Genomic DNA, 25,865 nt, shown 5'->3' on the forward strand with positions numbered 1-25,865 from the left:
CTGGGGGCATGAGCAGCGAGACCGGTCAGTCGACGAACGAGGGCGCCCTGTGGGGAGCCCGTTTCTCGGGCGGACCGTCTCCCGAACTGGCGGCGTTGAGCCGCTCGACCCACTTCGACTGGGACCTCGCCCTCTACGACATCCAGGGTTCGCACGCCCACGCCGCCGCCCTCGAAGCGGCGGGGTACCTCTCCGCCGACGAGGCGCAGTCCATGCACGACGGCCTCGACGAGCTCGCGGCGCGTGTGCAGGACGGCTCGCTCGTCGCCGCCCCCGGTGACGAAGACGTGCACGGCGCCCTGGAGCGCGTGCTGATCGAGACGGTGGGCCCGGCCCTCGGCGGAAAGCTTCGCGCCGGGCGCAGCCGCAACGACCAGATCGCCACACTCGTGCGGCTGTATCTGCTCGACCACTCGCGCACCCTCACGCGCGAGCTTCTCCGGCTGATCGACGCTCTCGTCGCGCAGGCCCAGGCGCACGAGAGCGCGATCATGCCCGGCCGCACCCACCTGCAGCACGCGCAGCCGGTGCTCCTGGCCCACCATCTGCAGGCCTACGGCTGGGCGTTCGTGCGCGGCCTCGAGCGCCTGCGCGACTGGTCTGCCCGCGCCTCGGTCTCGCCCTACGGCGGCGGCGCGCTCGCCGGGGCGACCCTCGGCCTCGACCCGCAACTGGTCGCCGACCGCCTCGGTCTCGCCCGCCCGGCCGAGAACTCCCTCGACGGCACCGCCTCGCGCGACGTGGTCGCCGAGTTCGCCTTCATCACCGCGATGATCGGCGTCGATCTCTCGCGTCTGGCCGAAGACGTGATCCTCTGGAACACCCGCGAGTTCGGCTTCGTCACGCTCGACGACTCGTACTCGACCGGCTCGAGCATCATGCCGCAGAAGAAGAACCCCGACATCGCCGAGCTCGCGCGGGGAAAGGCCGGTCGCTTGATCGGCAACCTGGCGGGTCTGATGGCGACGCTCAAGGGGCTGCCCCTGGCGTACAACCGCGACCTGCAGGAAGACAAAGAGCCGGTCTTCGACTCGGTGCGCACGCTCGAGCTCGTGCTGCCCGCGTTCTCGGGCATGATCGCGACCCTCCGCTTCCACACCGATCGCATGGCCGAGCTCGCTCCGCAGGGGTTCTCGCTCGCGACCGACGTCGCCGAGTGGCTGGTGCGCCAGGGCGTGGCCTTCCGCGACGCCCACGAGATCTCCGGCGCCCTCGTGCGCGCGTGCGAGGAGCGCGAGATCGGGCTCGAAGACGCCGATGACGCCCTGCTCGCCTCCGTTTCGGCAGAGCTCACCCCGCGGGTACGCGAGGTGCTGACGATCGAGGGGTCGGTGTCGAGCCGTACGGGTGTCGGAGGCACTGCTCCGGAGCGCGTCCGCGAGCAGCGCGAAGAGCTGGTCGCTCGAGCGCAGGCGGCATCCCGATCCCTCATCGGCTGAATATCAGTTATTCGCTTATCAAAAAGAGATCATAAGCGTTAGGCTTATCGCATGACCGTCGCCGTGATCGCCGACATCGTCGCCTCCCGGCGGCTGGACGATCGCGCCGGGGCGCAACGGTCCCTCGTCGACGCCGTGCGCGCCGTCGAGCGCGATCTGCCCGTCGCCGCGGCGCCCCTCGCGTCCGTGGTGGGCGACGAACTGCAGGGCGAGTACGACGATCTCTCCGCTGCCCTCGCCTCTTTGCTGCTGCTGCGCCTCGCCCTGCCCGACGAGGTCGACTGCCGTTTCGGAGTGGGCGTCGGAGAGGTGCGGCCGATCGAGCTCGCCGATCGAACCGTTCCCGAGGGCCCGGCCTGGTGGGCCGCTCGCGAAGCCATCGGCCACATCGAACGACTGCAGCAGCGCGCCGCGCCGCTCGCGCGCACCTGGATCGTTCTGGCCGAGGGGCACGATCCAACCATGACCGAGACCGTCGCGCTCGCCCGCGCCTACGTCCTGAGTCGCGACCAGCTCGTGTCGGCGATGAGCGAGAGGTCGCGTCGACTGACCTACGGGCGCTGCGTCGGCCGTTCCCAGCGAGAGCTCGCCGACGCCGAGGGGATCAGTCAGTCTGCGGTCTCGCAGGCTCTCGCCGCCGCTGGCGCTGCCGTCCTCGTCGAGGGCTTCGAAGCCCTCACCGCGACGGTGCGCTCATGATCGCGGCCGGTCTCCTTCTGCTCGCGGTCGGGGCGGTCGATCTCATTCGCCAGATGATACGGAGGCGGCGCTGGCTGGCCATCGCGGTGGCATCGGTCGTGCTCGTCCTGATCTCGGCGGGGTTGGATGCCGTGATCGCGGGGCTCCTCGCCGTCGCCGTCGCCGCCATCTGGACGTGGGTCGTGCCCGAAGACGGTCCTGCTCGCGCGGGCCTGTGGCCGGTCGCCCTGCTCGCACTGGCCGCGGCGGCGTGCGTGGTCATCGCGCCGGGGCGCGAGAGGCCGGGGTTGCTCGGCGAGACGTGGGCCGCGTACCGGCCGGGGGCGACGGTGTCGATCGACGTCGCCGTCCTGGTCATCGGCTGCCTGGTGTTTCTGCTGGAGTCCGGCAACGCGGTGGTGCGCATCGCCCTGCGCTCCGAGATGGGCGGGCGCGTGGCCGACCCCGAGGGCGACGCGAGACCGACCCTCAAGGGCGGTCGTCTGATCGGGCCGCTCGAGCGCATTCTGGTCTTCGTGCTGACGCTGGCGGGCGCATACACGCTGCTCGCCGCTGTGCTCGCGGCGAAAGGGATCGTGCGTTTCCCCGAGATCTCGCGGGACCGCGACGACGGCGACCGCGCAGAGTATTTCCTCATCGGCAGTCTCGTGAGCTGGGTCACCTCGCTGGCGGTCGCGTTCCTCGTGTGGTGGGGCGTGCACGCGCGCTGACGCGTTTCGTGACCGACGCAGGGAGGGACCGGTACGGTCGAGGGACACTCCAGGGGGAGATGACGTCATGAACGCTGCACCGGGTTGGTACGAGGCGGAGACGCCGGGGCGCGTCCGCTGGTGGGATGGAACGCAATGGACGGCGCACGAAGCGCCGGCCGGGCCGTTCGCGACACCGCAGCCCGCGGCGCTCCCGCCGGCAGGTCCGCAGCCGGGTTGGTATCCCACCAAGGCAGGGGAACTTCGCTGGTGGGACGGCCGCATCTGGACGGGCTCGCGCGTGCGCGAGGGCAGAGCGGGAATCGACTGGGCCACCCTCGAGCAGCCCGTCTTCGGGTGGGTCGCGGGCGGGATGTTCCTGTTCGCCGCCCTGTGCTTCGTGCTGTCGGGCGTTCTCGCGCGAAACCCGACCGTTCTGCCCCTGTTCCTGCTCGCGCTGTCGGCACTGTGGTTCGCGATGGCCGCGCAGAGCACGCGTGTCCGGCGTCTTCCGATGCCGGCCGGAGCCCCGGCCGCACCCGACCACCTGCGCCCGTTGCCCGGCGAGGTCGACGGACCCGGCGCCGGGTGGTACCCGATCACCCACGCCGCCCATCGGTGGTGGACGGGTGAGCGGTGGGCGGCGTACCTCTCCTCGCGTTTCGGCGTGCGCCCCACCTTCCACGCCGAGCAGTCGCTTCGGACACTCCGTGTCGTGATGATCGTGTTCGCCGCGCTGACAGGCCTGGCGATCCTCACCGGCATCGCGCTCGTCGTGATCGCCGTCGGCCCCGTGCAGCTCGCGATCGGATGGTTGATGATCGTGTGCGCGTCCGTGTTCGGCGCCGTCATCGGCGTCATCTGGGGGGTCTCGCGGTCGCAGACCCGCCTCCTCCTGCTCCCGACGGAACCGCCCGGCCGGGCGGCCCACGGCGCCGGCCAGCCGGCGCAGCGACCGTGGTGAGCGTTCGAGGGGATGGCATCCGGAGTCGGACACCCCCGCTGATACCCTGAACCGGTGTCTGCCTCCACCGATGCGGCGCCCGTGAGCGCCCTCGCCCCCGCCAACGACCCGGCCTTCGACAACGTCTGGGACGAGCTCGTCTGGCGCGGTCTGGTGCACGTCTCGACCGACGAGGGCGAGCTGCGCGAACTGCTCGGCGCAGGCCCCATCACCTTCTACTGCGGCTTCGACCCGACCGCGCCCAGCCTGCACCTGGGAAACCTCGTCCAGCTGCTCACGATGCGTCGCCTGCAGCTGGCCGGCCACCACCCGCTCGGACTGGTCGGCGGGTCGACCGGTCTGGTGGGCGACCCGCGTCCCACGGCCGAGCGCACGCTCAACGCACGCGAGACGGTCGAGGAGTGGGTGGGCCTGCTGCGCGGCCAGGTCGAGCGCTTCCTCAGCTTCGAGGGCGAGAACGCCGCGCGCATCGTCAACAACCTCGATTGGACCGCGCCGCTCAGCGCCATCGACTTCCTGCGCGACATCGGCAAGTACTTCCGCGTCGGCACGATGCTGAAGAAAGACGCGGTCAGCGCGCGCCTCAACTCCGAGGCGGGCATCAGCTACACCGAGTTCAGCTACCAGATCCTGCAGGGACTCGACTACCTCGAGCTGCACCGTCAGTACGGCTGCGTGCTGCAGACCGGCGGCAGCGACCAGTGGGGCAACCTCACGAGCGGCACCGATCTCGTGCGCCGCGCCGAGGGGGTCTCGGTGCACGCCATCGGCACGCCGCTGATCACCAACAGCGACGGCACGAAGTTCGGCAAGAGCGAGGGCAACGCCATCTGGCTGGATGCCGACATGTGCAGCCCCTGGGTCATGTACCAGTTCTGGCTGAACACCGACGATCGCGACGTGATCGAGCGTCTCAAGGTGTTCACGTTCCTCACGCGCACCCAGATCGAGGAGTACGAGGGACTCGTCGCGTCCGAGCCGTTCCGCCGCGCCGCGCAGAAGCGTCTCGCGCGCGAGGTGCTGACGACCGTGCACGGCGTCGAGGCGACCGAGGCCGTGATCGCGGCCACGGAGGCGCTGTTCGGTCAGGGTGATGTGACCGTCCTCGATGCCGCGGTGCTGCGCAGTGCGCTCGAAGAGCTGCCGCACGCGACCGTCGCCGCCGGCACCACCGTCGTCGAGGCGCTCACCGCCACGGGTCTGTGCGCCAGCCTCAGCGAGGCGCGTCGCGCGATCTCGCAGGGCGGCGTCTCGCTCGACGGCGAGAAGGTCACGAGCGACGAAGCGGTCGTCGCGGGAACGCTGCCCGGCGGCGTCTCGGTGCTGCGCCGCGGAAAGAAGACGCTCGCGGGGCTTTTCCTGAGCTGACATGCCGTTCACGCCGAGCCACGCCGTCGTCGCACTGCCCTTCGTGCGCACGCGGCTGGTGCCGGCGGCGATCGCGGTCGGGGCCATGACCCCCGACCTGCCGCTGTTCGTGCGGGGGATGTGGCCCGGCTACGGTCTGACGCACGACTTCGCGTGGCTGCCGGTGACCGTCGCGGTCGCCTTCGTGCTGCTGTTGATCTGGCGGTGCGTGCTGCGTCCGGCGACCCGCGAGCTGCTGCCGCGACCGGTGGCGCAGAGGTTGCCCGTCGAGTGGGATACCGGTGCCCGCGCGGCCTTGCGCGAGAGCGTCGGCGGGGGACTCCCCGGCATCCTGTGGCTCGTCGTCTCGCTCGCGCTGGGCGTCGCGTCGCACATCGCGTGGGACCTGTTCACCCACGAGGGTCGAGTGGGGGAGCAGCTGCTGCCCGCCCTTGCGGGGCAGTGGGGGTCGTTCACGGGGGCCAAGTGGCTGCAACACGCCTCGAGCGCTCTCGGTGTGGTCGTGCTGGGGATCTTCGCCCTCGTGTGGTTGTCGAGGCGGCGGCCCGAGCCCGTGCGGCGCGTGATCCCGGATGCCGCCCGCTGGGCGTGGTGGGTCTCGCTCCCTGTCGCGCTGATCGGCGCCTCGCTCGCGGCCATCGCGGTGCAGGGGCCGTTCGACGCGGACTACACCCCCACGCACCTGATCTACGGCGTCCTGACGAAGGTCGCCGCGGCCTGGGCGGCGCTGACGCTCGCCCTGGCGCTGTTCGTACAGTCGCGGCAGGCGCGGGCAGTGACTCGCGAGACGGCGTCTCGCTGACGAGTCGGTTGCAGGCTGTCACGGTGTTGTCAGCGAGATGCCGTCTCGGCGGTCGGGGGCGGTCCCGGCGCGGTCGGATGCTCGTGCAGGTGTGGCGACCACCCGCGGGTCACACGGGCCGGGCGACGGGCGGCGGCTAGACTCGGGGACGTTATGACGAAGGCGGGAGACTCGGTGTCGGCGAGCACAAAGGGCCAGAAGACGGGCGCAGACGAGGTCATCCTCGGACCCACCGGTCGCCCCTACCAGGGGTTCCCCACCCCGAAGCCGCTCGACAGCCACGGCCCCGCGCGCATCATCGCCCTCTGCAACCAGAAGGGCGGCGTCGGCAAGACGACCACCACCATCAACCTCGCGGCCTCTCTCGCCGGGTACGGCCGTCGCGTGCTCGCGATCGACTTCGACCCGCAGGGTGCGCTGTCGGCGGGACTCGGCATCCAGACGCACGACGTGCCGACCATCTACGACCTGTTGCTCGACACCAAGCGCGACCCGCGCGAGGTCATCGTCTCGACCCGCGTCGAGGGTCTCGACATCCTCCCCGCGAACATCGACCTGTCGGCGGCCGAGGTGCACCTGGTCAACGAGGTCGCGCGCGAGACGATCCTCGCCCGGGTGCTCCGCAAGGTCGCGGCCGACTACGACGTGATCCTCATCGACTGCCAGCCTTCGCTCGGTCTGCTGACCGTCAACGCGTTGACCGCCGCGCACGGAGTACTGATCCCGCTCGAGTGCGAGTTCTTCGCGCTGCGCGGCGTGGCCCTGCTGGTGGAGACGATCGACAAGGTGCGCGACCGCCTCAACCCGGCGATCGAGCTCGACGGCGTCCTCGCCACGATGTACGACCCCCGCACGCTGCACTCGCGCGAGGTGCTCGAGCGCGTGGTCGAGGCGTTCGGAGACGACGTGCTCGAGACGGTCATCGGTCGCACGGTCAAGTTCCCGGATGCCTCGGTCTCGGGCATGCCGATCACGGAGTTCGCGCCCGAGCACGCCGCCGCCCAGGCCTACCTGCGGCTCGCGCGGGAGCTGGTCGCCCGTGGCGCCGTCGCCTGACGACACCCCCGCCGGTGCCGCTCTCGCGGTGCCATCGGTCCCCGAGCTCGGCGAAGGACCCGACGCCCCCGGCTTCCGCGTCACCCTTCCCGATTTCGACGGTCCTTTCGACCTCCTCCTCACCCTCATCTCGCGCGCCGAGCTCGACATCACCGAGGTCGCGCTGAGCCGCGTCACCGACGAGTTCATCGCGTACCTGCGCGCGATGGGCCCGGAGAGCGACCTCGACGAGGCGTCCGAGTTCCTCGTCGTCGCCGCGACCCTTCTCGATATGAAGATCGCCGGCCTCCTCCCGCAGGGAGAGCTGGTCGATGCCGAGTCGGTCGCGCTCCTCGAAGCACGAGACCTGCTGTTCGCCCGCCTGCTGCAGTACCGAGCGTTCAAGGAGGTGTCGGCCTGGTTCGCACGCTGCCTCCAGCGCGAGGACAGACGGCACACGCGCAACGTGCGGCTCGATGAGAAGTACCGCAGCGCGGTTCCCGAGCTGAAGTGGACGTTGAGCGCCGACGACTTCGCCGCGCTGGCGGTCGTCGCCTTCGCGCCCAAGCAGATCCCCACCGTGGGTCTCGACCACCTGCACGCGCCGCTCGTGAGCATCCGCGAGCAGGCCGCGATCGTGGTGACCCTGCTGCGGTCCGCCGGAACACTGAACTTCCGCGACCTCGTCGCCGGCGTGACCGAGACCGGGGTCGTCGTCGCGCGGTTCCTGTCGATCCTCGAGCTCTACCGCCACGCGGCGCTGTCGTTCGAGCAGCTCGAACCGCTGGGAGAGCTGACGCTCCGCTGGACCGCCGAGAGGTGGTCGGAAGAGAACCTCGCCGCCCTGGGAGCCGATTATGACCGATGACGCCACGCTGCACCGCATGACGGAGGCGGCTCCTCCCGTGCGCCCGAGCGACCCGGCATCCGTCGCTCGTCGCCTCGAGGCGATCCTGCTGGTCCTCGACGAGCCGCAGAGCCTCGTGAGCCTCGCCGCCGCCGTCGGGGCGCCCGTTCCGGCCGTCCGCCAGGCTGTCGAGGCCCTCGTCGCCGACTACGACGGCGAGACAGGTGGACCGGTGCGCGGCTTCGAGCTGCGCGAGGTCGGCGGCGGCTGGCGCCTCTACGTGCGCGAAGAGTACGACGACGTGGTCGGCGAGTTCGTGAACACCCAGGCGCCCTCACGACTCTCCCAGGCGGCGCTCGAGACCCTGGCGGTCATCGCGTACAAGCAGCCCGTCACGCGCGGACAGGTGGCATCCATCCGGGCCGTGAACGTCGACTCGGTGGTCCGCACGCTGCTGTCGCGCGGACTCATCACGGAGGTCTTCACCGACTCCGACACGGGCGCCATCCATTACGGGACGACCGACCAGTTGCTGGTCAACCTCGGCATCAACTCGCTCGACGAGCTGCCGCACATCTCGCCGTTGCTCGACGACGGCTCGGACGGATTCGACGGAGAGGTATTGAAATGAGCGACGATTCGACAGGCTCGGCGGCCGAGGGCTCGGGCTCCGCGAGCGATGACGGGATCCGCCTGCAGAAGGTGCTGGCGAACAGGGGAGTGGCCTCGCGCCGCGTCGCCGAGCAGATGATCGTCGAGGGACGCGTGCGCGTGAACGGGCTCGTCGTCACCGAGCTCGGCCGTCGCATCCACCCCGAGACCGACCTCGTCGACGTGGACGGCACGGCCATCCAGCTCGATGAGTCCAAGCGCTACGTCATCCTCAACAAGCCCACCGGTGTCGTCAGCTCGATGAGCGACGATCGCGGCCGCCCCGACCTGCGCCAGTACGCGAAGGACTGGGACGAGCGGCTGTACAACGTCGGACGACTGGATGCCGACACGAGCGGCCTTCTCGTCCTCACCAACGACGGCGACCTCGCGCACGTGCTCGCGCACCCGTCGTTCGGGGTGACCAAGGTGTACATCGCGAAGGTCGAGGGGCAGGTGCTTCCCCAGACGATCCAGCGCCTCATCCGAGGTGTCGACCTCGAAGACGGGCGGATCGCAGCCGACAAGGCGCGGTTGCTCGACGCCTCCCGCGGCGAGAGTCTGGTCGAGCTGACCCTGCACTCCGGCAAGAACCGGATCGTCCGCCGCATGATGGCGGAGGTCGGTCACCCGGTCGTCGAGCTGGTCCGGCGTCAGTTCGGGCCGCTTCACCTGGGAACTCTCCCGGTGGGCAAGGCCCGCGAGTTGACTACAGTAGAACGCGGTGCCCTGCTCACGCTGTCCCGCCAGGACGACAGTACTCCGGCCGATCCGGCGGAGTGAGCCTCTCGGGCGCTTCGCGGTGCCAGCGGCGCCGCCCAGGGTAGGAGACCCGATGAGCCAAGTCAACGGAACGTCCGCGCGCGCGGCCGGGCCCTTGGCGACCCGTACGAGCGGCACCGTCCGCATCGTCGGCTCGGGCCTGCTCGGGGCCAGCGTCGGTCACGCGCTCACCGCGCTCGGCGTCGACGTCGTGCTCGTCGACGCGTCTCCCTCACAGCTGCGCCTCGCGATCGACTACGGCGCCGGCCGCGCCGAGCGTCTCGACGACCGTCCCTCGCTGATCGTGGTGGCCGTGCCGCCCGACGTCACGGCCGACGTCGTGCAGCGCGAGCTGGAGAGATTCCCGGATGCCGTCGTCACCGACGTCGCGAGCGTGAAGCTCGAGCCGCTGCGCACCCTGCGGGAACGCGGTGTCGACCTCACGCACTACATCGGCTCGCACCCCATGGCCGGTCGTGAGCGTGGGGGAGCCATCTCGGCCCGCGCCGACATCTTCGTCGGACGCCCGTGGGTGGTGTGCCGCGACGGCGAGACCTCTGCGCACGATCTCTCGCTCGTCGAGGGGCTCGCCCTCGATCTCGGCGCGACCCTCATCGAGATGACGCCCGAAGAGCACGACGAGTCGGTCGCACTCATGTCGCACGTACCGCAGCTCGTGGCGAGTCTTCTCGCCGGGCGCTTCGTCGAGGCCCCCGACGGGTCGCTACGGCTCGCGGGCCAGGGCGTGCGCGATACGACGCGCATCGCGGCATCCGCCCCCGAACTGTGGGTGCAGATCCTCGGGGCGAACGCGGCACCCGTCGTCGCGGTGCTCGATCAGCTCGCCGCCGACCTCGCCGACGTCGCCGAGGCGCTGCGCGACCCCGAGGTGCCCGGCGCGCGGCGCGCGGTGGCCGACACCATCCGCCGCGGCAACGAGGGTGTGGAGCGTCTGCCCGGCAAGCACGGCCAGAACCGCCGTTTCGATACGTTCGTCGTCATGGTCGACGACACCTCCGGCCAGCTGGGGCGCCTGTTCGGCGAGCTCGGCGATCTCGACGTCAACGTCGAAGACCTACGCCTCGAGCACTCGCCCGGAGCCCCGTTCGGCTTGGCCGAGATCAGCGTCGTCCCCGACGCGGTCCGCCGCGCCGTCGACGGCCTCCAGCAGCGCGGTTGGCGGATTGCGAGCACCACCCATGACTGAGCCCACCCCCGCCCTCTTTCGGCCCGGCCTGGCCGCGCCCGCCGAGGGCTCGGCATCCGCCCCCGTCGTCGTCGCGATCGACGGCCCCGCCGGAAGCGGCAAGTCGAGCGTGTCGAAGGCCGCCGCCGCCCGCCTCGGGTACGGCTTCCTCGACACCGGCGCCGCCTACCGCGCCCTCGCGTGGCACGCCCTCGCTCACGAGGCCGACACCTCCGACGCGACGGCGGTGCTCGAGGTCTTCGGCGACTTCGAGTACGCCATCTCGCTCGACCCGGCCGACCGCTGGGTGCGCGTCGGTGGCACCGACGTCACCGCCGCGATCCGCGAACCCCGGGTGACCGATGCCGTGAGCGGAGTGGCCCGCGTCGCTCCCGTGCGCCACGCGGTGAACGAGCTGTTCCGCCGGCTCGTGGCATCCGCGGTTCTTCCGGGCGTCGTGGTCGAAGGCCGCGACATCACCACGGTCGTGTTCCCCGACGCGCCCGTGCGCATCCTCTTGACCGCGGCCCCCGAGGTGCGCGCCGCGCGCCGCAGTGCGGAGTTGACGGATCAGGATGCCGCCAAGGTCGCCGCAGCCCTCCACCAGCGCGACGCCGCCGATTCCACGGTCGTCGACTTCCTCACCGCCGCCCCCGGCGTGCAGGTCGTCGATTCGACCCACCTCGATTTCGAACAGACCGTCGACGCCGTGCTGAGCGTCGTCGACAACACGATGGGAGCCCGCGATGGGCGTTGAAGACGAGTACGAAGGCGGGCCCGACCAGCTCGCCGAGAAGATGGAGCAGCTCGACGAGGTGCTCGCCGAACAGCGGGCCGAAGCGCTGCGCGCGGGCCTCGAGGACTTCGACCTCGACGAGGAGGACGCGGCTCTTCTCGCGGGTCTCGCCTCGGGTGAGGGAGCGATCGAGTTCCTGCCGGCGCTGCCGGTGGTCGCGATCGTCGGTCGGCCGAACGTGGGCAAGTCCGCGTTGGTGAACCGCATCCTCGGCCGCCGCGAGGCCGTCGTCGAAGACACCCCCGGCGTCACGCGCGACCGCGTCACCTACAAGGCGGAGTGGCTCGACCGCCGCTTCTCGCTGGTCGACACCGGCGGCTGGGAGCCCGACGCGAAGGGCATCGACCGCTCGGTCGCAGCGCAAGCCGAGGTCGCGATCGATCTCGCCGACATCGTGCTGTTCGTGGTGGATGCCACGGTGGGGGCGACCTCGACCGACGAGCACGTCGTGAAGCTGCTGCGCAAGAGCGGCAAGCCGGTGTTCCTCATCGCGAACAAGGTCGACGACGCCCGCCATGAGCCCGAAGCCGCCGCTCTGTGGAACCTCGGCCTCGGTGAGCCGCACCCCGTCTCGGCCATCCACGGCCGCGGTGTGGCCGACCTGCTCGACGAGATCATGAAGGTGCTGCCCGACGTGTCGGCGGTCGCCAAGTACGAGATCGGCGGACCGCGACGTGTCGCGATCCTCGGTCGCCCCAACGTCGGCAAGTCGTCGCTGCTCAACAAGGCCGCCGGCGAAGAGCGCGTGGTCGTGAACGAGCTCGCCGGGACGACCCGCGACCCGGTGGACGAGGTGGTCGAGCTCGGCGGCAAGCTCTGGACGCTGGTCGACACCGCCGGCATCCGTCGCCGGGTGCACCTCTCGCAGGGCGCCGACTTCTACGCGTCACTGCGCACCTCGACGGCGCTGGAGAAGTCCGAGGTCGCGGTCGTCGTCATCGACGTCTCGCAGCCCATCAGCGTGCAGGACCTGAACATCATCGACCTCGTACTCGAGTCGGGCCGCGCGCTGGTCCTGGCGTTCAACAAGTGGGACCGCCTCAACGACGACGACATGGAGAACCAGGATCGTCGCCGCTACCTGGAGCGCGAGATCGAGCAGGACCTGGCGCACGTCGCGTGGGCTCCGCGCGTGAACATCTCGGCTCGCACCGGTCGTCACCTCGACAAGCTCGTGCCCGCTCTCGAGCAGGCGCTCGAGTCGTGGGACACCCGCATCCCGACCGGCAAGTTCAACGCGTTCCTGTCGGAGCTCGTCGCCGAGCACCCGCACCCGCTGCGCGGAGGAAAGCAGCCGCGCATCCTGTTCGGCACGCAGGCGGCCACGCGTCCGCCGACCTTCGTGCTGTTCACGACCGGGTTCCTCGACCCGGGCTACCGCCGGTTCATCCAGCGGCGCCTGCGCGAGATCTACGGCTTCGAGGGCACGCCGATCGTGCTCAACATGCGCATCCGCGAGAAGCGCCAGCGCTGAGTCGCGCAGCGAGCGCCCCGGTCCCCGTGTGGGGGTCGGGGCGCTTTCGCGCGCTGGACATGCGCCTCGCGCGCACGGCGGTGGGGCGGCGGCGTGTGCGCGCTGCGTCTGCGGGCCCGGATCTCGCGCGAGACGGCACATCGCTGACGAGTCGGTCGCAGGCTGACGCGGGTTTGTCAGCGAGATGCCGTCTCGCGCGCGGTGGGTGCCGTCAGGCAGGGATGGGCACGAGCGCAAGCGGGGTCGGGCCGGACCGGGCGGTCGATAGAGTGCTCTCGCGACGGCGACGCCGTGGCATCCGCCCTCTGTCGACGCCGGGAGACCCCATGACCGCCGCCGTCCCGCCGCTCGACCAGCCCTACTACGGCGCGCCGCTGGGCGCTGCGGTGCGCCGCATCTTCGCGAAGTACGCCACCTTCCGTGGGCGCGCGAGCCGCAGCGAATACTGGTGGTGGGTGGTGACCGCCGCCGTCGTGGGCACGGTGCTGAACGCGCTGCCCACGCTGACCGATGGCATCCGCATCGAAGCCGACGGCTCGACGACCATCACCGGACCGCTCGGGGTGATCCTCGGGGCGATCTGGCTCGTGTGGGCTCTCGTCACCATCGTCCCGACGTTCGCCGTGCTCGTGCGACGCCTGCACGACACCGATCGGAGCGGGTTCTGGGTGCTGATCGGGGTGGTGCCGCTCATCGGCGTCCTGGTTCTCTTCGTCTTCACGCTCCAGGGGCCGCGGCCCGAGGGCGCGCGCTTCGATGCCTGAGACGCCCGAGCGAGCACCCCGGCCCGCTGGGTCGGGGCGCTCGTCGTTCCGGATGCCGTGACTCCGTCGCTCCACTCGCGCTCGGGCCTCAGCGGTGGGGGATGACGGACGGTGACCGACGTGTCAGCGGGATGCGGCGTCGGCGGGGGGAGCCGGCATCCGGTTTCTCAGAGGGGCGCCGCGGGGCGGACGAGAGCCGTCTGGTCGGGCTCGGCGAAACCGAACCGACGGTAGAGGCCGTGCGCGTCGCTGGTGAAGAGCGTCCATCGGAAGTGGGGGCCGGGGCCCTCATCGATCATGAGCGAGACCAGGCCCTTGCCGAGGCCGTGGCCCCGGTGCCCGTCGACCACGAACACGTCGGCCAGGTAGGCGAATCCGACGCCGTCGGAGATCGCCCGCGCGAAGCCCACCAGCTCGCCCGTTTCGCGGCGGTACGCCGCGACGATGCGCCACGCGCTGTCGAGCTGAGCCTCGACGTCGGCTCGGGTGCGCCAGCGCCCCCAGTACGCCTCGGTGCTCAGCCACTGCCAGACCGCGTCGCGGTCGACCCGTTCGGGGTCGTCGTCGAATTCGTACTCCATCCGACAATTGTGGCAACTCGAGGCGGTTCCGACTTCCCCGCGGGCGAGGAGCGGCCGTCATATTGCGATTCTCGGCGCGAACTGCGCGGCGGCGCGGGCGATCTCATGGCGTCTCGTGACGCTGGGCGGGGACCGTCGGTCGTGTGTGTGCCAGGCTGGAGCCGATGACGATCGAGCCCCCTGCCCCCGGCGAGCCGCGGCGTCCGCACGGACCCCGCGACCCCGGCGACGCCTGGGTCGTCGCGCCCACGGGCGAGAAGTACTGGGGTCGTTTCGGCGCCGCGGGGCTGCTCGCCCTCGACCCCGAGCGCGGAGTGCTGCTGCAGCATCGCGTCTCGTGGAGCCACTTCGGCAATACCTGGGCCCTGCCGGGAGGCGCGCGGCACGAGGGCGAATCCGCTCGAGACGGCGCCCTGCGCGAATCGGGCGAAGAAGCGGGGGTGCCGGCGGATGCCGTGAGCGCGCGCTTCGAGAGCGTGCTCGACCTCGGCATCTGGTCATACTCGACCCTGGTCGCCGACGTGACAACGCCGTTCGAGCCCGTGATCAGCGATCCCGAGAGCGTCGCCCTGGAGTGGGTCGCCGTCGACGACGTCGATTCCCTGCCGCTGCACCCCGGCTTCGCCGCCTCGTGGCCGGCCCTGCGCCAAGCGCTGACCGCGCGGCCGGCGATCGTCGTCGACGTGGCCAACGTCATGGGTTCGGTTCCCGACGGGTGGTGGAAGGATCGCGCCGGCGCCGCGACCCGCCTGGTGAGAAAGGTCTCGCGGCTGGCGGAGCGGGGAGTGGATGCCGAGGCGCTCGGGCTGTCCGCGACGCGCTGGTTCCCGGCGGTCACGGCGGTGCTGGAGGGCCAGGCGCGGTCTGCCGAGCCGGTGGCACCCCCGGTCGAGGTGCGGCACGCGCCGGGTGAGGGCGACGACGAGATCGTCGCGGTCGTGCGCGAGGTCGCGGGGGCGTTCCGCCCCGTGGTCGTCGTGACGAGCGACCGCGAGCTGTCGGCGCGCGTCGTCGAGCTCGGGGCGAGAGTGCGCGGTGCGCGCTGGTTGTTGGATCAGCTGGACTGACGGCTGCGGGGCGTCACCGGTCCGACGTCGTGTGTGCGTCGAGTGGGCAGCGGTGTCGTTTGGTCAGCGGTGTCGCTGGGTCGGCGATTCGCGCAGGGTCAGTTGGCGGGGCCGGGGGTCGGCTGAGGTTGTGCGGATTGTGGAGGTTGTGCGGGGCGTGCGGGGCGGGGCGTGTACAGGGTCTGAGATTTGCGCGAGGTCAGTTGGCGGGGGAGGGGGTCGGCTGAGGTTGTGCGGATTGCCGAGGCTGTGACGCGCGGTCAGTCGGGATCGCGGCCGCGGAGCTTCTCGATGTCGCGGCGATCGCGCTTGGTGGGGCGTCCGGCGCCGCGATCGCGTACCGGCACGAACGGCATGCTCTCTTTCGAGGGCGGTGGGGGAGTGCGGTCGTCGACGGACTCGGCGACGAGGGCCGCCCCGACACGCTTCGCGATCGTCTTCTTCACGACAAGGATCCGGTCGAAGCCCTGGATCCGCACGCGCAATTCGTCGCCCGGACGTACGGGCTGCGCCGCTTTGGCGCGTTCCCCGTTGACCCGAACGTGCCCCGCGCGGCACGCGCTGGTCGCCGCAGACCGGGTCTTGTAGACGCGCACCGCCCAGAGCCACGCGTCGACGCGGGCGGTGGTCATGGCATCCGTCATGTCGGGTCTTTCGTCGGTGAACCTCAATCGTAAGACGGGCTCTCACTCGCGCAGGCTCAACGAGACGAGGGCACGATCGGGCTTGGGGCGATCGACGATGTCGAAGCCCGCCTCCTCGAACATCGACACGGTGCCGCGATACAGCTGGTTGGCGGAGCGATTCGTGACGGTGGGGTCGAGGGGATACGCCTCGACGACGCGGGCGTCGGCCGCGCGGGCGGTGGAGACCGCGGCATCCAGGAGCTTCTTCATCAAGCCCGTGCCGCGGTGCGCCGTGCGGACCACGAAGCACGAGACCGACCAGACGTCGTCGGCGTCGAGGGGCTCCTCTGTCGCGATCGTGACGTCGCGGGTGCGGAGGAGGCGGGCCTGGTCGACGCGGGGGCCGACGCGCACCCAGCCCGCGGGTTCGCCGTCGACGTAGGCGATGAGCCCCGGCGAGCGATCACCGTGCATCTCGGCATGAAAGCGCGTGGTGAGGTCGTCGCGCGAGCTCTGCTGGAACTCCGCGTTCGTGAGCAGCCACCACTGGCACTGGCATCCGGGACCGTCTCCGCTGTCGAGCGCCGTCTCTGCGTCGTCGAAGCGGTCGCCGGTGGCGGGGAGGATCTCGATCGTCATGCCCGAGACCGTAGCGAGGGGCTCCGACATCGACAAGGGAGTGCGCACACGCCCGGGGTGGTCGTTGGTTCGCGGGGGAGTCGGCGAGGGGCTAATATAGGGGAGTTGCCCGCTCGCGGGTAACGGGATGTGGCGCAGCTTGGTAGCGCACTTGACTGGGGGTCAAGGGGTCGCAGGTTCAAATCCTGTCATCCCGACAGAAAAGCCCAGGCGAGAATATGTTTCTCGCCTGGGCTTTGTCGTTTCTGTTGTCCTTTTCGGAGGGGTTTATGGAAGCATCCGACCACGGGTGCTGATGCCCTCCGGGGCGCATCGATTGCGGCCGTTGCGACGAGTCGGGACCTGGCCGGGACCTGGAGCCCGTTTTGGCCGCGATCGGCAGCCTTGTCATCGCCCAAGTGCCGTCGCTCGACTGGACGTAGCGGGGCTGTCGCGGTTAGGGTTCTCGTGTCCGTCGAGGAACGCGTTGGCGCGTGCGGCAGCGTCGGTGAGGTGCCTAGTGTCGGGGTGGAGGTACCCGCGGGTCGTCTCAATTGATTTGTGGCCGAGGATGCCTTGGAGGACGTGGAGCGGGATGCCTGCGTCGGCGAGCCAGGTCGCTCCGGTGTGGCGGAGCCCGTGCCGGGTGAGGCTGGGTAGCTCGAGCTCGGTGACGAGTTGGTCCGACTTCGTCGCATCCCGCACCGATGCTGTGGTGAGCACACCACCGCGTGGGCCGGTCAGGAGCCGCTCGTCGGGTTCGCGGTTGTGGGTGAGGCGTTGCAGTACGGGTGTGAGGGCTTGCAGGATGGGGACGTGGCGGATGTCGCCGCCCCTGGTTTGTTTAGTGACGAGGCCTCCTGCGCCGGGGTAGGTTTGGCGGCGGATCGTGACGACACGTTGATCCCAGTCGATGTCGCCGACTTGGAGGCCTGAGATTTCGGAGCCGCGGGCGTCGAGGAGAGCGCTGACCATCACGAAATCGGAGTAGCTCTGATGCACCTCCCCACACCGATCGGCCAACGTGGTGAGGGTCGCGAGACCTTTGAGTGCGTGCACGCGTGGCGAGAGGTCGTTCTCTTTGAGGTTGAGCGCTGACTTTCCGAGAGAGCGCCGGGATCGGTTGCGTGCGGGATTGCTGGGCAGGAGGTCGTCGCGGACGGATTCATCGAGGACGCGGACGAGGGGTGCGATGGTGTTCTTGATCGTTGACGCGGAGTGCTGGGTTTCCCACTGGTCGATGGTGCGGTCGATCATCCCGGCGGTGATCTGCGACAACGGCAAATGCCCCAGCGCGGGGAGCACGCGGAGGCGGAGGCCGAGTCTGTAGCCGTCGACGGTGGAGGTTGGGCCAAGGCCACGCTGCCACCGGTCTCCGATCATCTCGACGTAGTCGGAGAGCAGGATGCGTTTGTCGATCCCGAGTTCGGCGGAGGCTTGCAGGTATTGGAAGAATTCGTCTGCTGCTTCCTCGTCGGGGACGACGAGGGCACGGGTGACGCGTTTGCGGGTGTGTGGGTCAATCCAGCAGGCACGGGCGCGGATTTCGGAGGCGCGGTGTTCGAGATCGGTGGTGCCTTTCACCCCGATCGGTGGCACCGGGAGTGGTGCGGTGGGGTCAGGCGTGCTCATCGGTATCGAGGGACGCGAGCCATTGTTCGACCTGTTCGATGCGGTACCTCGTCACACCGCCGATCCGGATGAACGGCGGCCCCTTCTTCTCCGCCCGCCACCTCGACAGCGTCGATTCCGATACCCGCCGGAACGCCGCAATCTCCCGGCTGTCCCGCAGCGGTGAAACGAGCACGTCGCTGGTCTGCTCGGTCATGACTGCTCGCTCCAATCGATGTTGACGATCTCCCGGATCGTCGCGTCCTGTTCCGCAGTCCGCGTTTTGACCTGCTCTTCGACGAACGCCAGTAAATCCTTCGTCCGCTCAGTTACCGGTGCCTCTGCCGTGGAGGGTTCGGTTCAGCCGTCTGCTTCGCCTCCTGGCCAGGAGGTGATGCGGGTGGGGCGGTCACGGTCCAGGCGTGTGCCGGAGATCGTGACCCAGTCGCGGAGGCGTTCGCGGGCGATCGCGAAGTCGTGGTGCCAGGCGAGGGCCTGGTTGCCTTTGGCTTGTTGGTCGAAGCAGAACAGCCAGTGTTGCCTGAGCTCTGACAGCTCGCACAAGAGTTCCGGGTGGCGGTGCCACATCGGAGGGATCACCTGCGCGGGGAGGCCGTAGGTATGGCGGAGCCAGTCCACCCATTCGTTGAGTTCGAGGAGTTCGTGTTCGAGGTCGTCGGGTGGGAGGGGGCGCCAGTTGATCGGGCGTGGCACTTGCCCGAGCGCTGCCGCGAGGTCGCTGACGTAGGCCTGTTTCGGGAGCTCGCGCGTCTTCTCCTCCACGCTGGGTGGGAGGTCGCCGGCATCCGCCCCGTCGGAATCTGGCCCCGGCGCAGCCGAGGGCGACTGTTCACTGTTCATGGTCTACTCCTGAGCGAAAGACGCGCCGCTGCTGCAGCGCGAACGAACAAAAAGAGGTGGGTGCGGCGACCAGGTGCAGGTGTGAGGATAATCGCCGCACCCGGCATGGAAACCCCACGGGTCAGCGGGCAACGGCCTCGCCCTCCGCCGAGCCCGCGGCGGATGCGGCGGGTGATTCGGGCTCCATGTCTGCTTCACGCTGCGCGAGCGCCTACTGCATCTGTTCCCGGCCAGGGGCTTCGTGCTGCGGTGCCTCGCGTTCGGGTGCGCCGCGGTCGACGGTGTAGCGGGTGATGTTGTTGTCGTGGCCGATCCGAGCGCGATCGGCTGATCAGGGCCGAGGGTGCGAAGGTCGAGCGGCCACTCGCTGGTTCTTGGGATCAGGACTTGAGCGCCGATCTTCTCCGACTCGGCCAAGACGCGCCGAGCGCCGTCGAAATCTAGTCGCGGTGCGATGTCCTGCCGCCACTGCTCGAGGCTCGCACTCGGACTGAACCACGGGATCTCGCTACCGAGCGCCAGATACACAGTCCTGACTCCGCCGAGATCGTGTACGAGGTGCGACGTCGTGTCGCGCGGCTCAGCCACCATCGCGAGCGTCACCCTTGCAGTGCGCTCATCCAACTCATCAAGGTTGATCTCGGGCATGGCTTTGTCCTCTCGGCGTAGGCAGCGCACAAGAGAGGTATGCCTGGCGTGTTCTGCTCGACATCGCAAGAGCGCATCGGGCATGCTGATAGCACGATGATCATCTGACTCAGCAGGAGCGCCGCGACGGTGGTCCTTCAGTAAAGGACCACGAATGACCCAGCAGACTGCGCCCACAGATCCCAGCAACGAGCCGGAGAATCCGCCCGCTCCCATGCGGGTCGCGAGCATCAAGGTGCACAATTTCCGCCTGCTGCGGAACGTCGATATTGAGCTTGATAACCGAACAACTGTGTTGGTTGGCCGGAACAACAGTGGGAAGACAACTCTTGCGGAGGCATTTACGCGTTTCCTGCAACCGTCGACGTTGAACTTCACCGTGGCGGACTTCTCTGCCGAGAGCTACCCGGAGTTCCTCGAGTCCTGGAAGGCATACTCCGCGGGGGATGAAGAAGCCGCGAGACGTCTTCTTCCCGAGATCTCCCTCACAGTGGAGATTTCGTACTCGAAGGAACTGCCGGAATACGGACCTCTAGCCGCAGCCATCGTCGATCTCGACCCGGATTGCACAACAGCGATGATCCGCTTCAGCTACTCACTCGAAGGTGGACGCCTGTCGGAGTTTTTCGAGGGGGTAGCGAACGACCCGAACACGGGTGCGGAAGCGGACGTCGAGTGCGTACTGGGCATTGTCGGAGACCGCGTTCAGGGATTGTTCGCGCGGTCAATCACTGCAATCGACCCGGGGGATGCCTCAAACACGCGCGACATCCCGCTCGAGGCGATGCGGCGCATCCTCACCGTTCACTTTTTGAAAGCCCAACGCGGGCTCGACGACGAGAAGGAACGACCCAAAGATCTGATCGGCAGCATCTTCCAGAACCTGTTTGACGCTGCCTCCAAAGCGAACGACGGAAGCACACAGAAAGCAACCGCTGATGCGCTCACGGCAGCAGTTGCTGACATCGAGCAGGATCTGGGCACCAAAGTCAGTGAGATGGTGAAGGGGATCATTCCGGCGCTTCGGAGCTTCGGATACCCCGGTCTCACTGATCCTGGTCTCAAAGCGGAAACGACTCTGGACATTGAACGTGTACTGGGGAACCACACCAGTATTCGTTACGACGGCGTAGCCGGGGTGTCTCTTCCTGAGTCATACAGCGGTCTGGGTTCTCGCAACCTCATCTTGATGCTGCTCACGCTTCTCAGCTACTACCGGGAGTATGCGACGAGGGGCAATATGCCTGGACTGCACTTGATCTTCATTGAAGAGCCTGAAGCGCATCTTCATCCGCAGATGCAGGAGGTGTTCATCGAGCAGCTCGCGTCGGTTGCTGAGCTCTTTCCGACGTTGGACGAAAAGAAGCACCCTTGGTGGCCTCAGTTCGCGGTCTCGACACACTCGTCTCATGTTGCCAACCGTGCGGACTTCTCAACGATCCGATACTTCCGTGTCGAGAATGACCCGAATGGTGGCCCCGGCCACCACGCCAATGTCCTCGACCTCACCGACGCTGAGGGCCTCAACAAGGAGTTCCTGCACCAGTATCTGACCCTCACTCGCTCTGATCTCTTCTTCGCCGACAAAGCCATACTCGTAGAGGGCACAAGCGAACGACTGATCGTTCCTGCGGCCATTAGGAACGCCGAACATGAGCTCAGCAGCCAGTACGTTGCGCTCATGGAAGTGGGAGGCGCATACGCCCACATTTTCTTCCCGCTCCTTGACTTCCTTGGCCTTCCAACGCTCATCATCACCGACATCGATGCGATAGGCCCGGTCGAGGGTAAGAAGAGGGACGGAGCAACGACAGTTCACGAAGGCAAAACAACAAGCAACGCAACCATCAAAGCTTGGTTCCCTGACCCAGCGGCGCAGAACCCGACTTCCTTGCTGGAGGCGGCTGAGACAGACGCCATCATCCGTGGCAACCGGTACCTTGCGTTCCAAGTTCCCGAGAGCAAGGGGAAAGCGTGCGGCCGCACCTTTGAAGATGCCTTCCTTCTTGCTAATCCCTCCTCTGAGGAACTCACGCTCACTGGCAATGCCAGTGAAGACGAGGTCCGCGTCCGCGATGCTGTAGATGGCCTGAAGAAGAGCGACTTCGCTTTGCGATTCGCCGTTGAGGAGACGGGCTGGAGGACCCCTCGATACATCCAACGCGGACTCGACTGGTTACTCAACTACACCACCGCGCATGAACCCGTGACTGATGCCCCAAGCGACACGGGAGTGGTTGTTCGATGACCATCCTGGACAGCGCCGTTGCTGAGAATGCAGAAAGGGCAAGCGAGAAAGCTCTCGCTGCTCTCTTTGCCGCGCTCGACGATCGCAGGAACTTCAAGCTTGAAGCGGGCGCAGGAGCAGGCAAGACCTACTCACTGATCCAAGCGCTACGACGCATACTGGAAAACAAGTCCGTCTACCTTCCCCGCAGCGATCAACGAGTCGCTTGCCTGACCTACACCAAGGTCGCCCGCGACGAAATCAAGGCAAGAACCGACGAAGACCCCGCCATCTTCGCCGACACCCTCCATGGGTTCCTCTGGGAGATGATCAGTCCTTACCAGAAGGCTCTCACTGCGGCTGTTCGCTCCTCGGAAAGCTGGCAGGAGCGTCTCGCCGAGCATCCAGATATCAGCGGGCTGGCGATCGAGTACGACCTAGGGATTCGTGGCCTTCATGAGGACCGAGTCACGCTTCATCACAATGACATCCCCGAGTTTGCGATTCAGCTCTTCGGCAATGAGAAATTCCGCTCGCTGATCACGGACCGGTTCCCCGTTGTCTTCATCGACGAGTACCAGGACACCCCGTCTGGGCTTGCCGAAGCGGTTCTATCAGGTCACGGAGGAGACCGCGCAAACCCTGTCGTGGGCTTCTTCGGCGATCACTGGCAACAGATCTACGACAGAACCTGCGGCTCAATCGAACACTCCTCGCTCACATCCATCCCCAAGAACGCCAACTTCCGATCAGACCGATCGATCGTCGACTTCCTGAACAAGTTACGCCCTGAGCTTCCGCAAGCACCTCGAGCCGATGCCACTGAGGGAACAGTCACGGTCTATCACTCCAATACTTGGCCGGGTGTCCGTCTAGGCAGGCACTGGAAGGGGCAAATCTCCCAGGAAGCTACTCAGGCATGTCTGGAATGGCTCCAACACGCGTCCCCAAGCAGCACATGGATCCAGAACTCAAAGGACCTGAAGGTCCTGATGCTTACGCACGCGACGATCGCGAATGAACTGGGATACCCCAGCCTTCCCGGTGTCTTCGGATCCAACGATGCCTTCGCCAACAAGGAAGACCCGGTGATCGAGTACCTTGTCGACACCATAGAACCTGCCATTCGAGCGTTCTCCGAGCACAAATACGGGCAACTGTTCCGCCTCCTGGGAAGCAAGAAGCCAACCCTCACTGCACCGAAAGATAAGCATCGCTGGTCCGAGTACTTCGATTCGCTCATCTTGACCGGAGATACTGGCACCATCGGTGATGTGTTGGATCTCTTGAGCTCTCAGGGTCTCTTCTCCGTGCCCACACGGGTAGCTAAGCGAGGACGCGAGCTAGAAGAGGCACTACTGGCTCTAGGCCCGGGGGAGGAACTGGAAGAGCCGCGAAAGCTGGTGGAGCATCGGAAGCTGCGCCACGTGCCGTATGCCGAAGTGCGCGCACTCCGTTCCTACTTAGATGACAGCACCGTTTTCTCAACCAAACACTCCGTCAAAGGTGCAGAGTTCGACGATGTGATCGTACTTGTCGGGCGCGGCTGGAATAAGTACGACTTCGCCAAGATGATCGCCGCCCACGCGCCGCAGAGCAATCCAGAGCTCAAACAGGCCGGGAGTTTCCCATCCTCACGCAACCTCTTCTACGTCTCCGCTTCACGAGCAAAACACAACCTTGCGCTGCTGTTCGTGCAAGAGCTCAGCAACGATGCGGTGGCGGTACTCGAAGATTGGGTAGGGCAAGAAAACGTGATCTCCATCGAGTTCGATGAAGCAGGAGTGCCACGGTCGCTCACCGCGTAAACGCTGCCACGGGGAGAGTGCGCGGGACGCTCTTCAAATCTTCGCGCTTGCAACACGCAACTGATGTGTGTCACCGTCGCATGCCCGAGACGATAGCTCTCACCAGCGCGTGAGCCATTGCACGTGACTCATCCTTATCGCCAAGGCGTGGCGACCGTTCCAGACTTGATGGATGCTTTTACAACTCCACAGCGATGCCCCGGCAGAAGGGTGCCCCACGGATTAGGTTCCAGTTTCGGTGGCTAACTGGTGGCCTGATCCGGAAGGCTCATCCTCATGCCTCGTCCCTATCCGCAGGAGTTCCGTGCGCGCGCCGTTGCACTCGTGCGTGCCGGTAAGCAGGCCAAGCAGACCGCCGTGGAACTCGGCATCCACCCTGTCACGCTCTCGAACTGGATCCGCCAGGATGACATCGACAATGGCCGCCGGGCCGGTGTGCCGTCGTCGGAGTCGGCGGAGTTGCGCGCCGCTAAGCGCCGTATCCGCGAGTTGGAGACCGAGCTGCTGATCGTGCGGCAGGCGGCGAAGTTTCTCGACGAGGAGCGTCCCCGCCCAAAAGGCTCTTCCCGGTGATCGACCGCCTCGCCGGCGCCGGGATCCCGATCGACCGTTGCTGCCGCGTTCTCGGGGTCGCCAGGCAGCACTACTACCGCGTCAAACGCAAACCCCTCACCCAGTCGGAACTGCGCAGGCAATGGTTGACCGGGCTGATCCGGGAAGTGCACGTCACCTCACGCGGCACCTACGGATACAGGCGTGTCCACGCCGAGCTGACCATGGCGATGGGCGTCCCCGTCAGCGACAAGACCGTCTTCAAGCTCATGCACCAAGCCGGGATCTATGGGCTCCCCGGGCCGACCCGAATCAAGCGGCTCCGCGGAGTCGTGACTGCGGACGATCTCGTGAACCGGAAGTTCGCCAGGCCTCGCCCGAACGAGCTCTGGGTGACGGATATCACGCAGCACCGCACGCGCGAGGGCTGGGTCTGCTGCGCGGCGGTACTCGACGCCTACAGCCGTCGGATCATCGGCTGGTCGATCGACTCCAAGCAGGACACGACGCTCGTCATCAACGCGCTCGACATGGCTATCCGGAATCGTCGTCCCGCGCCGGGCGGAATCGTTCACGCGGATCATGGAACGCAATTCACCTCATGGCTCTTCGGGGAGAAGATCCGCTCCGCCGGGCTCTTACCATCGTTCGGATCCGTCGGCGACGGACTGGACAACGCGATGATGGAGAGCTTCTGGTCATCGATGCAGATCGAGTTACTGAACCGGAAGAAGTGGAAGACGAGAGTCGAACTCGCCAACGCGATCTTCGAGTACATCGAGATCTTCCACAACCGTCAGCGCCGACACTCCTCGCTCGGCTACCGCACCCCGATCGAATACGAGAAACTCGAAATCAACAACATCCCCGCCGCAAGTTAGCGACCCACACTGGAACCGAAATCGTGGGGCAGGTCAACTTGTCACCAGTTCGTTCCTCACGCCCGAGAACACGAAAGGCCCCTGCGGGTTTGCAGGGGCCTTTCGTATTGTCGTGGCGTCATGCTCTCTCAGAACTCGCGGTCTCGAAGCCGTTCCCCCTTGATCGGGGGATCACCCGTGCGGGGTCTTCGAGATCAGCCGGCGTCGCCGGAACGCTGGAACCGAATGCGTCCTGCGCGCGCTGCGACGGCATCGATGCGGGTGCCCTCCGCGCCGGCTGCGTCCTCGACGAGCTTGCGTGCCGTGGCTTGTTCTTCGCGAATGTGCGAGGTGATCAATGCGAATTGATCGGCGAGGACGGTTGCCAGTCCCGTCTCGAGCTGTTCGAGGGTCGTATTGCGGATCTCGAGGCGCCGGTCGGAGACGCGCACGGTCACGGACGGGTATCCGGCGGTGGCCAGCGCCTGCTGCGTCGCTGCGGAATGGATCGCCACCACCTCTTCCGGGAGGGGGCGGCGAGAGAACACCGCGTCGACCTGGTAGGTGTCGGGAGTTTCGGGGGTGCCCAGGGTTCGAGGAAGCGAGCCCGCCAACACCGTCGTGAGACCGAGCAGATCCGAGCGATCGGAGGCGGGCGAAGGGGAACTGGTCATATGATCTCGACTTTTCGGCAGGCGTCGCAGAGCGAACTGAACGCGAGGGTCCCCCGTCGAAATGGCTCGAACGAAGGCTGGTTCTAGGAGGCGCGCCGACGTGTCCGAGATCGGATCACGCCGAACAGGAACGTGCCGACGAACAGGATGATGCCGATGATTGCGAGCCAGAGCAGCCCCTGGAAGGCGAATCCCACGACTGTCAGCACCGCCCACACGGCGAGCAGAATTACGAGAGTGCGCCACATATCGCCGA

General features: G+C 67.4%; 25 protein-coding genes, 1 tRNA gene and 1 pseudogene. 19 read left to right on the forward strand and 8 right to left on the reverse strand.

The annotated features are described in order from the left end of the window. The first annotated feature begins 8 nt into the window (after positions 1-8). From argH to MTE01_RS03255, 14 genes are all read left to right on the forward strand, one after another. Positions 9-1,439: an argininosuccinate lyase gene (gene argH, locus MTE01_RS03190; protein WP_103210496.1), complete on the forward strand. Its 1,431-nt coding sequence runs from the start codon at positions 9-11 to the stop codon at positions 1,437-1,439. Positions 1,440-1,490: 51 nt separating this feature from the next. Then, entirely contained in the window at positions 1,491-2,138 is a 648-nt protein-coding gene (locus MTE01_RS03195; RefSeq protein WP_116238370.1) for a SatD family protein, read from the forward strand. Next, a complete protein-coding gene (locus MTE01_RS03200; RefSeq protein WP_141375637.1) occupies positions 2,135-2,848 on the forward strand; it encodes a hypothetical protein in 714 nt (237 codons plus the stop codon). Before MTE01_RS03195 ends, MTE01_RS03200 begins: the two co-directional genes overlap by 4 nt. Positions 2,849-2,915: 67 nt before the next feature. Beyond that, on the forward strand, positions 2,916-3,791 hold the full coding sequence (locus MTE01_RS03205; RefSeq protein ID WP_141375639.1) for a DUF2510 domain-containing protein: 876 nt from the start codon (positions 2,916-2,918) through the stop codon (positions 3,789-3,791). A 54-nt stretch (positions 3,792-3,845) separates the two neighbouring features. After that, positions 3,846-5,159 (forward strand): tyrosine--tRNA ligase, encoded by a 1,314-nt coding sequence (gene tyrS, locus MTE01_RS03210; protein ID WP_103210507.1) that lies wholly within the window; start codon positions 3,846-3,848, stop codon positions 5,157-5,159. A 1-nt stretch (position 5,160) separates the two neighbouring features. Beyond that, a complete protein-coding gene (locus MTE01_RS03215) occupies positions 5,161-5,961 on the forward strand; it encodes a DUF4184 family protein (RefSeq protein ID WP_141375641.1) in 801 nt (266 codons plus the stop codon). Between the two features lie 153 nt (positions 5,962-6,114). After that, a complete protein-coding gene (locus MTE01_RS03220) occupies positions 6,115-7,017 on the forward strand; it encodes a ParA family protein (protein WP_056227506.1) in 903 nt (300 codons plus the stop codon). Then, positions 7,001-7,864 carry a segregation and condensation protein A gene (locus MTE01_RS03225; RefSeq protein WP_103210513.1) on the forward strand — a complete coding sequence of 288 codons (864 nt, stop codon included), beginning with the start codon at positions 7,001-7,003 and terminating at the stop codon, positions 7,862-7,864. Before MTE01_RS03220 ends, MTE01_RS03225 begins: the two co-directional genes overlap by 17 nt. Further along, the gene (gene scpB / locus MTE01_RS03230) at positions 7,854-8,474 is read left to right on the forward strand and encodes an SMC-Scp complex subunit ScpB (RefSeq protein ID WP_371861589.1); all 621 of its coding nucleotides are present in this window, start codon (positions 7,854-7,856) and stop codon (positions 8,472-8,474) included. The genes MTE01_RS03225 and scpB overlap by 11 nt, the downstream gene beginning before the upstream one ends. Then, positions 8,471-9,277 carry a pseudouridine synthase gene (locus MTE01_RS03235; protein ID WP_103210516.1) on the forward strand — a complete coding sequence of 269 codons (807 nt, stop codon included), beginning with the start codon at positions 8,471-8,473 and terminating at the stop codon, positions 9,275-9,277. Before scpB ends, MTE01_RS03235 begins: the two co-directional genes overlap by 4 nt. A gap of 52 nt (positions 9,278-9,329) precedes the next feature. Continuing rightward, the gene (locus MTE01_RS03240; protein ID WP_141375643.1) at positions 9,330-10,463 is read left to right on the forward strand and encodes a prephenate dehydrogenase; all 1,134 of its coding nucleotides are present in this window, start codon (positions 9,330-9,332) and stop codon (positions 10,461-10,463) included. Next, positions 10,456-11,199: a (d)CMP kinase gene (cmk, locus tag MTE01_RS03245; RefSeq protein WP_246077949.1), complete on the forward strand. Its 744-nt coding sequence runs from the start codon at positions 10,456-10,458 to the stop codon at positions 11,197-11,199. The genes MTE01_RS03240 and cmk overlap by 8 nt, the downstream gene beginning before the upstream one ends. Further along, the gene (gene der / locus MTE01_RS03250) at positions 11,189-12,712 is read left to right on the forward strand and encodes a ribosome biogenesis GTPase Der (protein WP_056227518.1); all 1,524 of its coding nucleotides are present in this window, start codon (positions 11,189-11,191) and stop codon (positions 12,710-12,712) included. The genes cmk and der overlap by 11 nt, the downstream gene beginning before the upstream one ends. A 326-nt stretch (positions 12,713-13,038) precedes the next feature. Next, entirely contained in the window at positions 13,039-13,476 is a 438-nt protein-coding gene (locus MTE01_RS03255) for a DUF805 domain-containing protein (protein ID WP_141375645.1), read from the forward strand. A gap of 167 nt (positions 13,477-13,643) precedes the next feature. On the opposite strand, the gene MTE01_RS03260 is transcribed toward MTE01_RS03255, so the two are convergent. Next, on the reverse strand, positions 13,644-14,057 hold the full coding sequence (locus MTE01_RS03260) for a GNAT family N-acetyltransferase (RefSeq protein WP_141375647.1): 414 nt from the start codon (positions 14,055-14,057) through the stop codon (positions 13,644-13,646). A gap of 164 nt (positions 14,058-14,221) precedes the next feature. Between MTE01_RS03260 and MTE01_RS03265 the strand changes: the two genes are divergently transcribed. After that, positions 14,222-15,124 (forward strand): NUDIX hydrolase, encoded by a 903-nt coding sequence (locus tag MTE01_RS03265; RefSeq protein WP_141375649.1) that lies wholly within the window; start codon positions 14,222-14,224, stop codon positions 15,122-15,124. A gap of 260 nt (positions 15,125-15,384) precedes the next feature. Here the strand turns inward: MTE01_RS03265 and MTE01_RS03270 are convergent, their stop codons facing one another. Both MTE01_RS03270 and MTE01_RS03275 read right to left on the reverse strand, forming a co-directional pair. Next, a complete protein-coding gene (locus tag MTE01_RS03270) occupies positions 15,385-15,768 on the reverse strand; it encodes an RNA-binding S4 domain-containing protein (protein WP_141375651.1) in 384 nt (127 codons plus the stop codon). A 42-nt stretch (positions 15,769-15,810) separates the two neighbouring features. Next, entirely contained in the window at positions 15,811-16,389 is a 579-nt protein-coding gene (locus MTE01_RS03275; protein WP_141375653.1) for a GNAT family N-acetyltransferase, read from the reverse strand. A 123-nt stretch (positions 16,390-16,512) separates the two neighbouring features. Here MTE01_RS03275 and MTE01_RS03280 point away from each other — a divergent pair. Then, positions 16,513-16,586, forward strand: a tRNA-Pro gene (locus tag MTE01_RS03280). A 190-nt stretch (positions 16,587-16,776) separates the two neighbouring features. On the opposite strand, the gene MTE01_RS03285 is transcribed toward MTE01_RS03280, so the two are convergent. The 3 genes from MTE01_RS03285 to MTE01_RS03295 all read right to left on the reverse strand — a co-directional run bounded on the left by MTE01_RS03285 (position 16,777) and on the right by MTE01_RS03295 (position 18,840). After that, entirely contained in the window at positions 16,777-17,952 is a 1,176-nt protein-coding gene (locus MTE01_RS03285; protein WP_246077950.1) for a tyrosine-type recombinase/integrase, read from the reverse strand. Between the two features lie 34 nt (positions 17,953-17,986). Beyond that, the gene (locus MTE01_RS03290) at positions 17,987-18,196 is read right to left on the reverse strand and encodes a helix-turn-helix transcriptional regulator (protein WP_141375657.1); all 210 of its coding nucleotides are present in this window, start codon (positions 18,194-18,196) and stop codon (positions 17,987-17,989) included. Between the two features lie 143 nt (positions 18,197-18,339). Beyond that, positions 18,340-18,840, reverse strand: coding sequence for a hypothetical protein (locus tag MTE01_RS03295; RefSeq protein ID WP_141375659.1), 501 nt, complete (start codon positions 18,838-18,840; stop codon positions 18,340-18,342). Between the two features lie 802 nt (positions 18,841-19,642). Between MTE01_RS03295 and MTE01_RS03300 the strand changes: the two genes are divergently transcribed. From MTE01_RS03300 to MTE01_RS03310, 3 genes and pseudogenes are all read left to right on the forward strand, one after another. After that, positions 19,643-21,736, forward strand: coding sequence for an ATP-dependent nuclease (locus MTE01_RS03300; RefSeq protein WP_141375661.1), 2,094 nt, complete (start codon positions 19,643-19,645; stop codon positions 21,734-21,736). Continuing rightward, positions 21,733-23,523 (forward strand): UvrD-helicase domain-containing protein, encoded by a 1,791-nt coding sequence (locus tag MTE01_RS03305; protein WP_141375663.1) that lies wholly within the window; start codon positions 21,733-21,735, stop codon positions 23,521-23,523. Before MTE01_RS03300 ends, MTE01_RS03305 begins: the two co-directional genes overlap by 4 nt. Before the next feature lie 276 nt (positions 23,524-23,799). Further along, positions 23,800-24,956 (forward strand): annotated as a pseudogene (locus MTE01_RS03310) (IS3 family transposase). Between the two features lie 194 nt (positions 24,957-25,150). Here the strand turns inward: MTE01_RS03310 and MTE01_RS03315 are convergent. Next, positions 25,151-25,609, reverse strand: coding sequence for a hypothetical protein (locus tag MTE01_RS03315; protein ID WP_103210536.1), 459 nt, complete (start codon positions 25,607-25,609; stop codon positions 25,151-25,153). A gap of 83 nt (positions 25,610-25,692) precedes the next feature. Next, positions 25,693-25,857, reverse strand: coding sequence for a hypothetical protein (locus MTE01_RS16940; protein WP_170210598.1), 165 nt, complete (start codon positions 25,855-25,857; stop codon positions 25,693-25,695). Positions 25,858-25,865 lie beyond the last annotated feature (8 nt).

Source organism: Microbacterium testaceum, assembly GCF_006539145.1.
GTDB classification, from domain to species: Bacteria; Actinomycetota; Actinomycetes; order Actinomycetales; family Microbacteriaceae; genus Microbacterium; species Microbacterium testaceum.

What these genes read in the sequence shown, in the direction of transcription:
- argH (WP_103210496.1), top strand. Translation starts at nt 9, where the DNA reads ATGAGCAGCGAGACCGGTCAGTCGACGAACGAGGGCGCCCTGTGGGGA.
- MTE01_RS03195 (WP_116238370.1), top strand. Translation starts at nt 1,491, where the DNA reads ATGACCGTCGCCGTGATCGCCGACATCGTCGCCTCCCGGCGGCTGGAC.
- MTE01_RS03200 (WP_141375637.1), top strand. Translation starts at nt 2,135, where the DNA reads ATGATCGCGGCCGGTCTCCTTCTGCTCGCGGTCGGGGCGGTCGATCTC.
- MTE01_RS03205 (WP_141375639.1), top strand. Translation starts at nt 2,916, where the DNA reads ATGAACGCTGCACCGGGTTGGTACGAGGCGGAGACGCCGGGGCGCGTC.
- MTE01_RS03215 (WP_141375641.1), top strand. Translation starts at nt 5,161, where the DNA reads ATGCCGTTCACGCCGAGCCACGCCGTCGTCGCACTGCCCTTCGTGCGC.
- MTE01_RS03220 (WP_056227506.1), top strand. Translation starts at nt 6,115, where the DNA reads ATGACGAAGGCGGGAGACTCGGTGTCGGCGAGCACAAAGGGCCAGAAG.
- scpB (WP_371861589.1), top strand. Translation starts at nt 7,854, where the DNA reads ATGACCGATGACGCCACGCTGCACCGCATGACGGAGGCGGCTCCTCCC.
- MTE01_RS03235 (WP_103210516.1), top strand. Translation starts at nt 8,471, where the DNA reads ATGAGCGACGATTCGACAGGCTCGGCGGCCGAGGGCTCGGGCTCCGCG.
- MTE01_RS03240 (WP_141375643.1), top strand. Translation starts at nt 9,330, where the DNA reads ATGAGCCAAGTCAACGGAACGTCCGCGCGCGCGGCCGGGCCCTTGGCG.
- cmk (WP_246077949.1), top strand. Translation starts at nt 10,456, where the DNA reads ATGACTGAGCCCACCCCCGCCCTCTTTCGGCCCGGCCTGGCCGCGCCC.
- der (WP_056227518.1), top strand. Translation starts at nt 11,189, where the DNA reads ATGGGCGTTGAAGACGAGTACGAAGGCGGGCCCGACCAGCTCGCCGAG.
- MTE01_RS03255 (WP_141375645.1), top strand. Translation starts at nt 13,039, where the DNA reads ATGACCGCCGCCGTCCCGCCGCTCGACCAGCCCTACTACGGCGCGCCG.
- MTE01_RS03260 (WP_141375647.1), bottom strand. Translation starts at nt 14,057, where the DNA reads ATGGAGTACGAATTCGACGACGACCCCGAACGGGTCGACCGCGACGCG.
- MTE01_RS03265 (WP_141375649.1), top strand. Translation starts at nt 14,222, where the DNA reads ATGACGATCGAGCCCCCTGCCCCCGGCGAGCCGCGGCGTCCGCACGGA.
- MTE01_RS03270 (WP_141375651.1), bottom strand. Translation starts at nt 15,768, where the DNA reads ATGACGGATGCCATGACCACCGCCCGCGTCGACGCGTGGCTCTGGGCG.
- MTE01_RS03275 (WP_141375653.1), bottom strand. Translation starts at nt 16,389, where the DNA reads ATGACGATCGAGATCCTCCCCGCCACCGGCGACCGCTTCGACGACGCA.
- MTE01_RS03290 (WP_141375657.1), bottom strand. Translation starts at nt 18,196, where the DNA reads ATGACCGAGCAGACCAGCGACGTGCTCGTTTCACCGCTGCGGGACAGC.
- MTE01_RS03295 (WP_141375659.1), bottom strand. Translation starts at nt 18,840, where the DNA reads ATGAACAGTGAACAGTCGCCCTCGGCTGCGCCGGGGCCAGATTCCGAC.
- MTE01_RS03300 (WP_141375661.1), top strand. Translation starts at nt 19,643, where the DNA reads ATGACCCAGCAGACTGCGCCCACAGATCCCAGCAACGAGCCGGAGAAT.
- MTE01_RS03305 (WP_141375663.1), top strand. Translation starts at nt 21,733, where the DNA reads ATGACCATCCTGGACAGCGCCGTTGCTGAGAATGCAGAAAGGGCAAGC.
- MTE01_RS03315 (WP_103210536.1), bottom strand. Translation starts at nt 25,609, where the DNA reads ATGACCAGTTCCCCTTCGCCCGCCTCCGATCGCTCGGATCTGCTCGGT.
- MTE01_RS16940 (WP_170210598.1), bottom strand. Translation starts at nt 25,857, where the DNA reads ATGTGGCGCACTCTCGTAATTCTGCTCGCCGTGTGGGCGGTGCTGACA.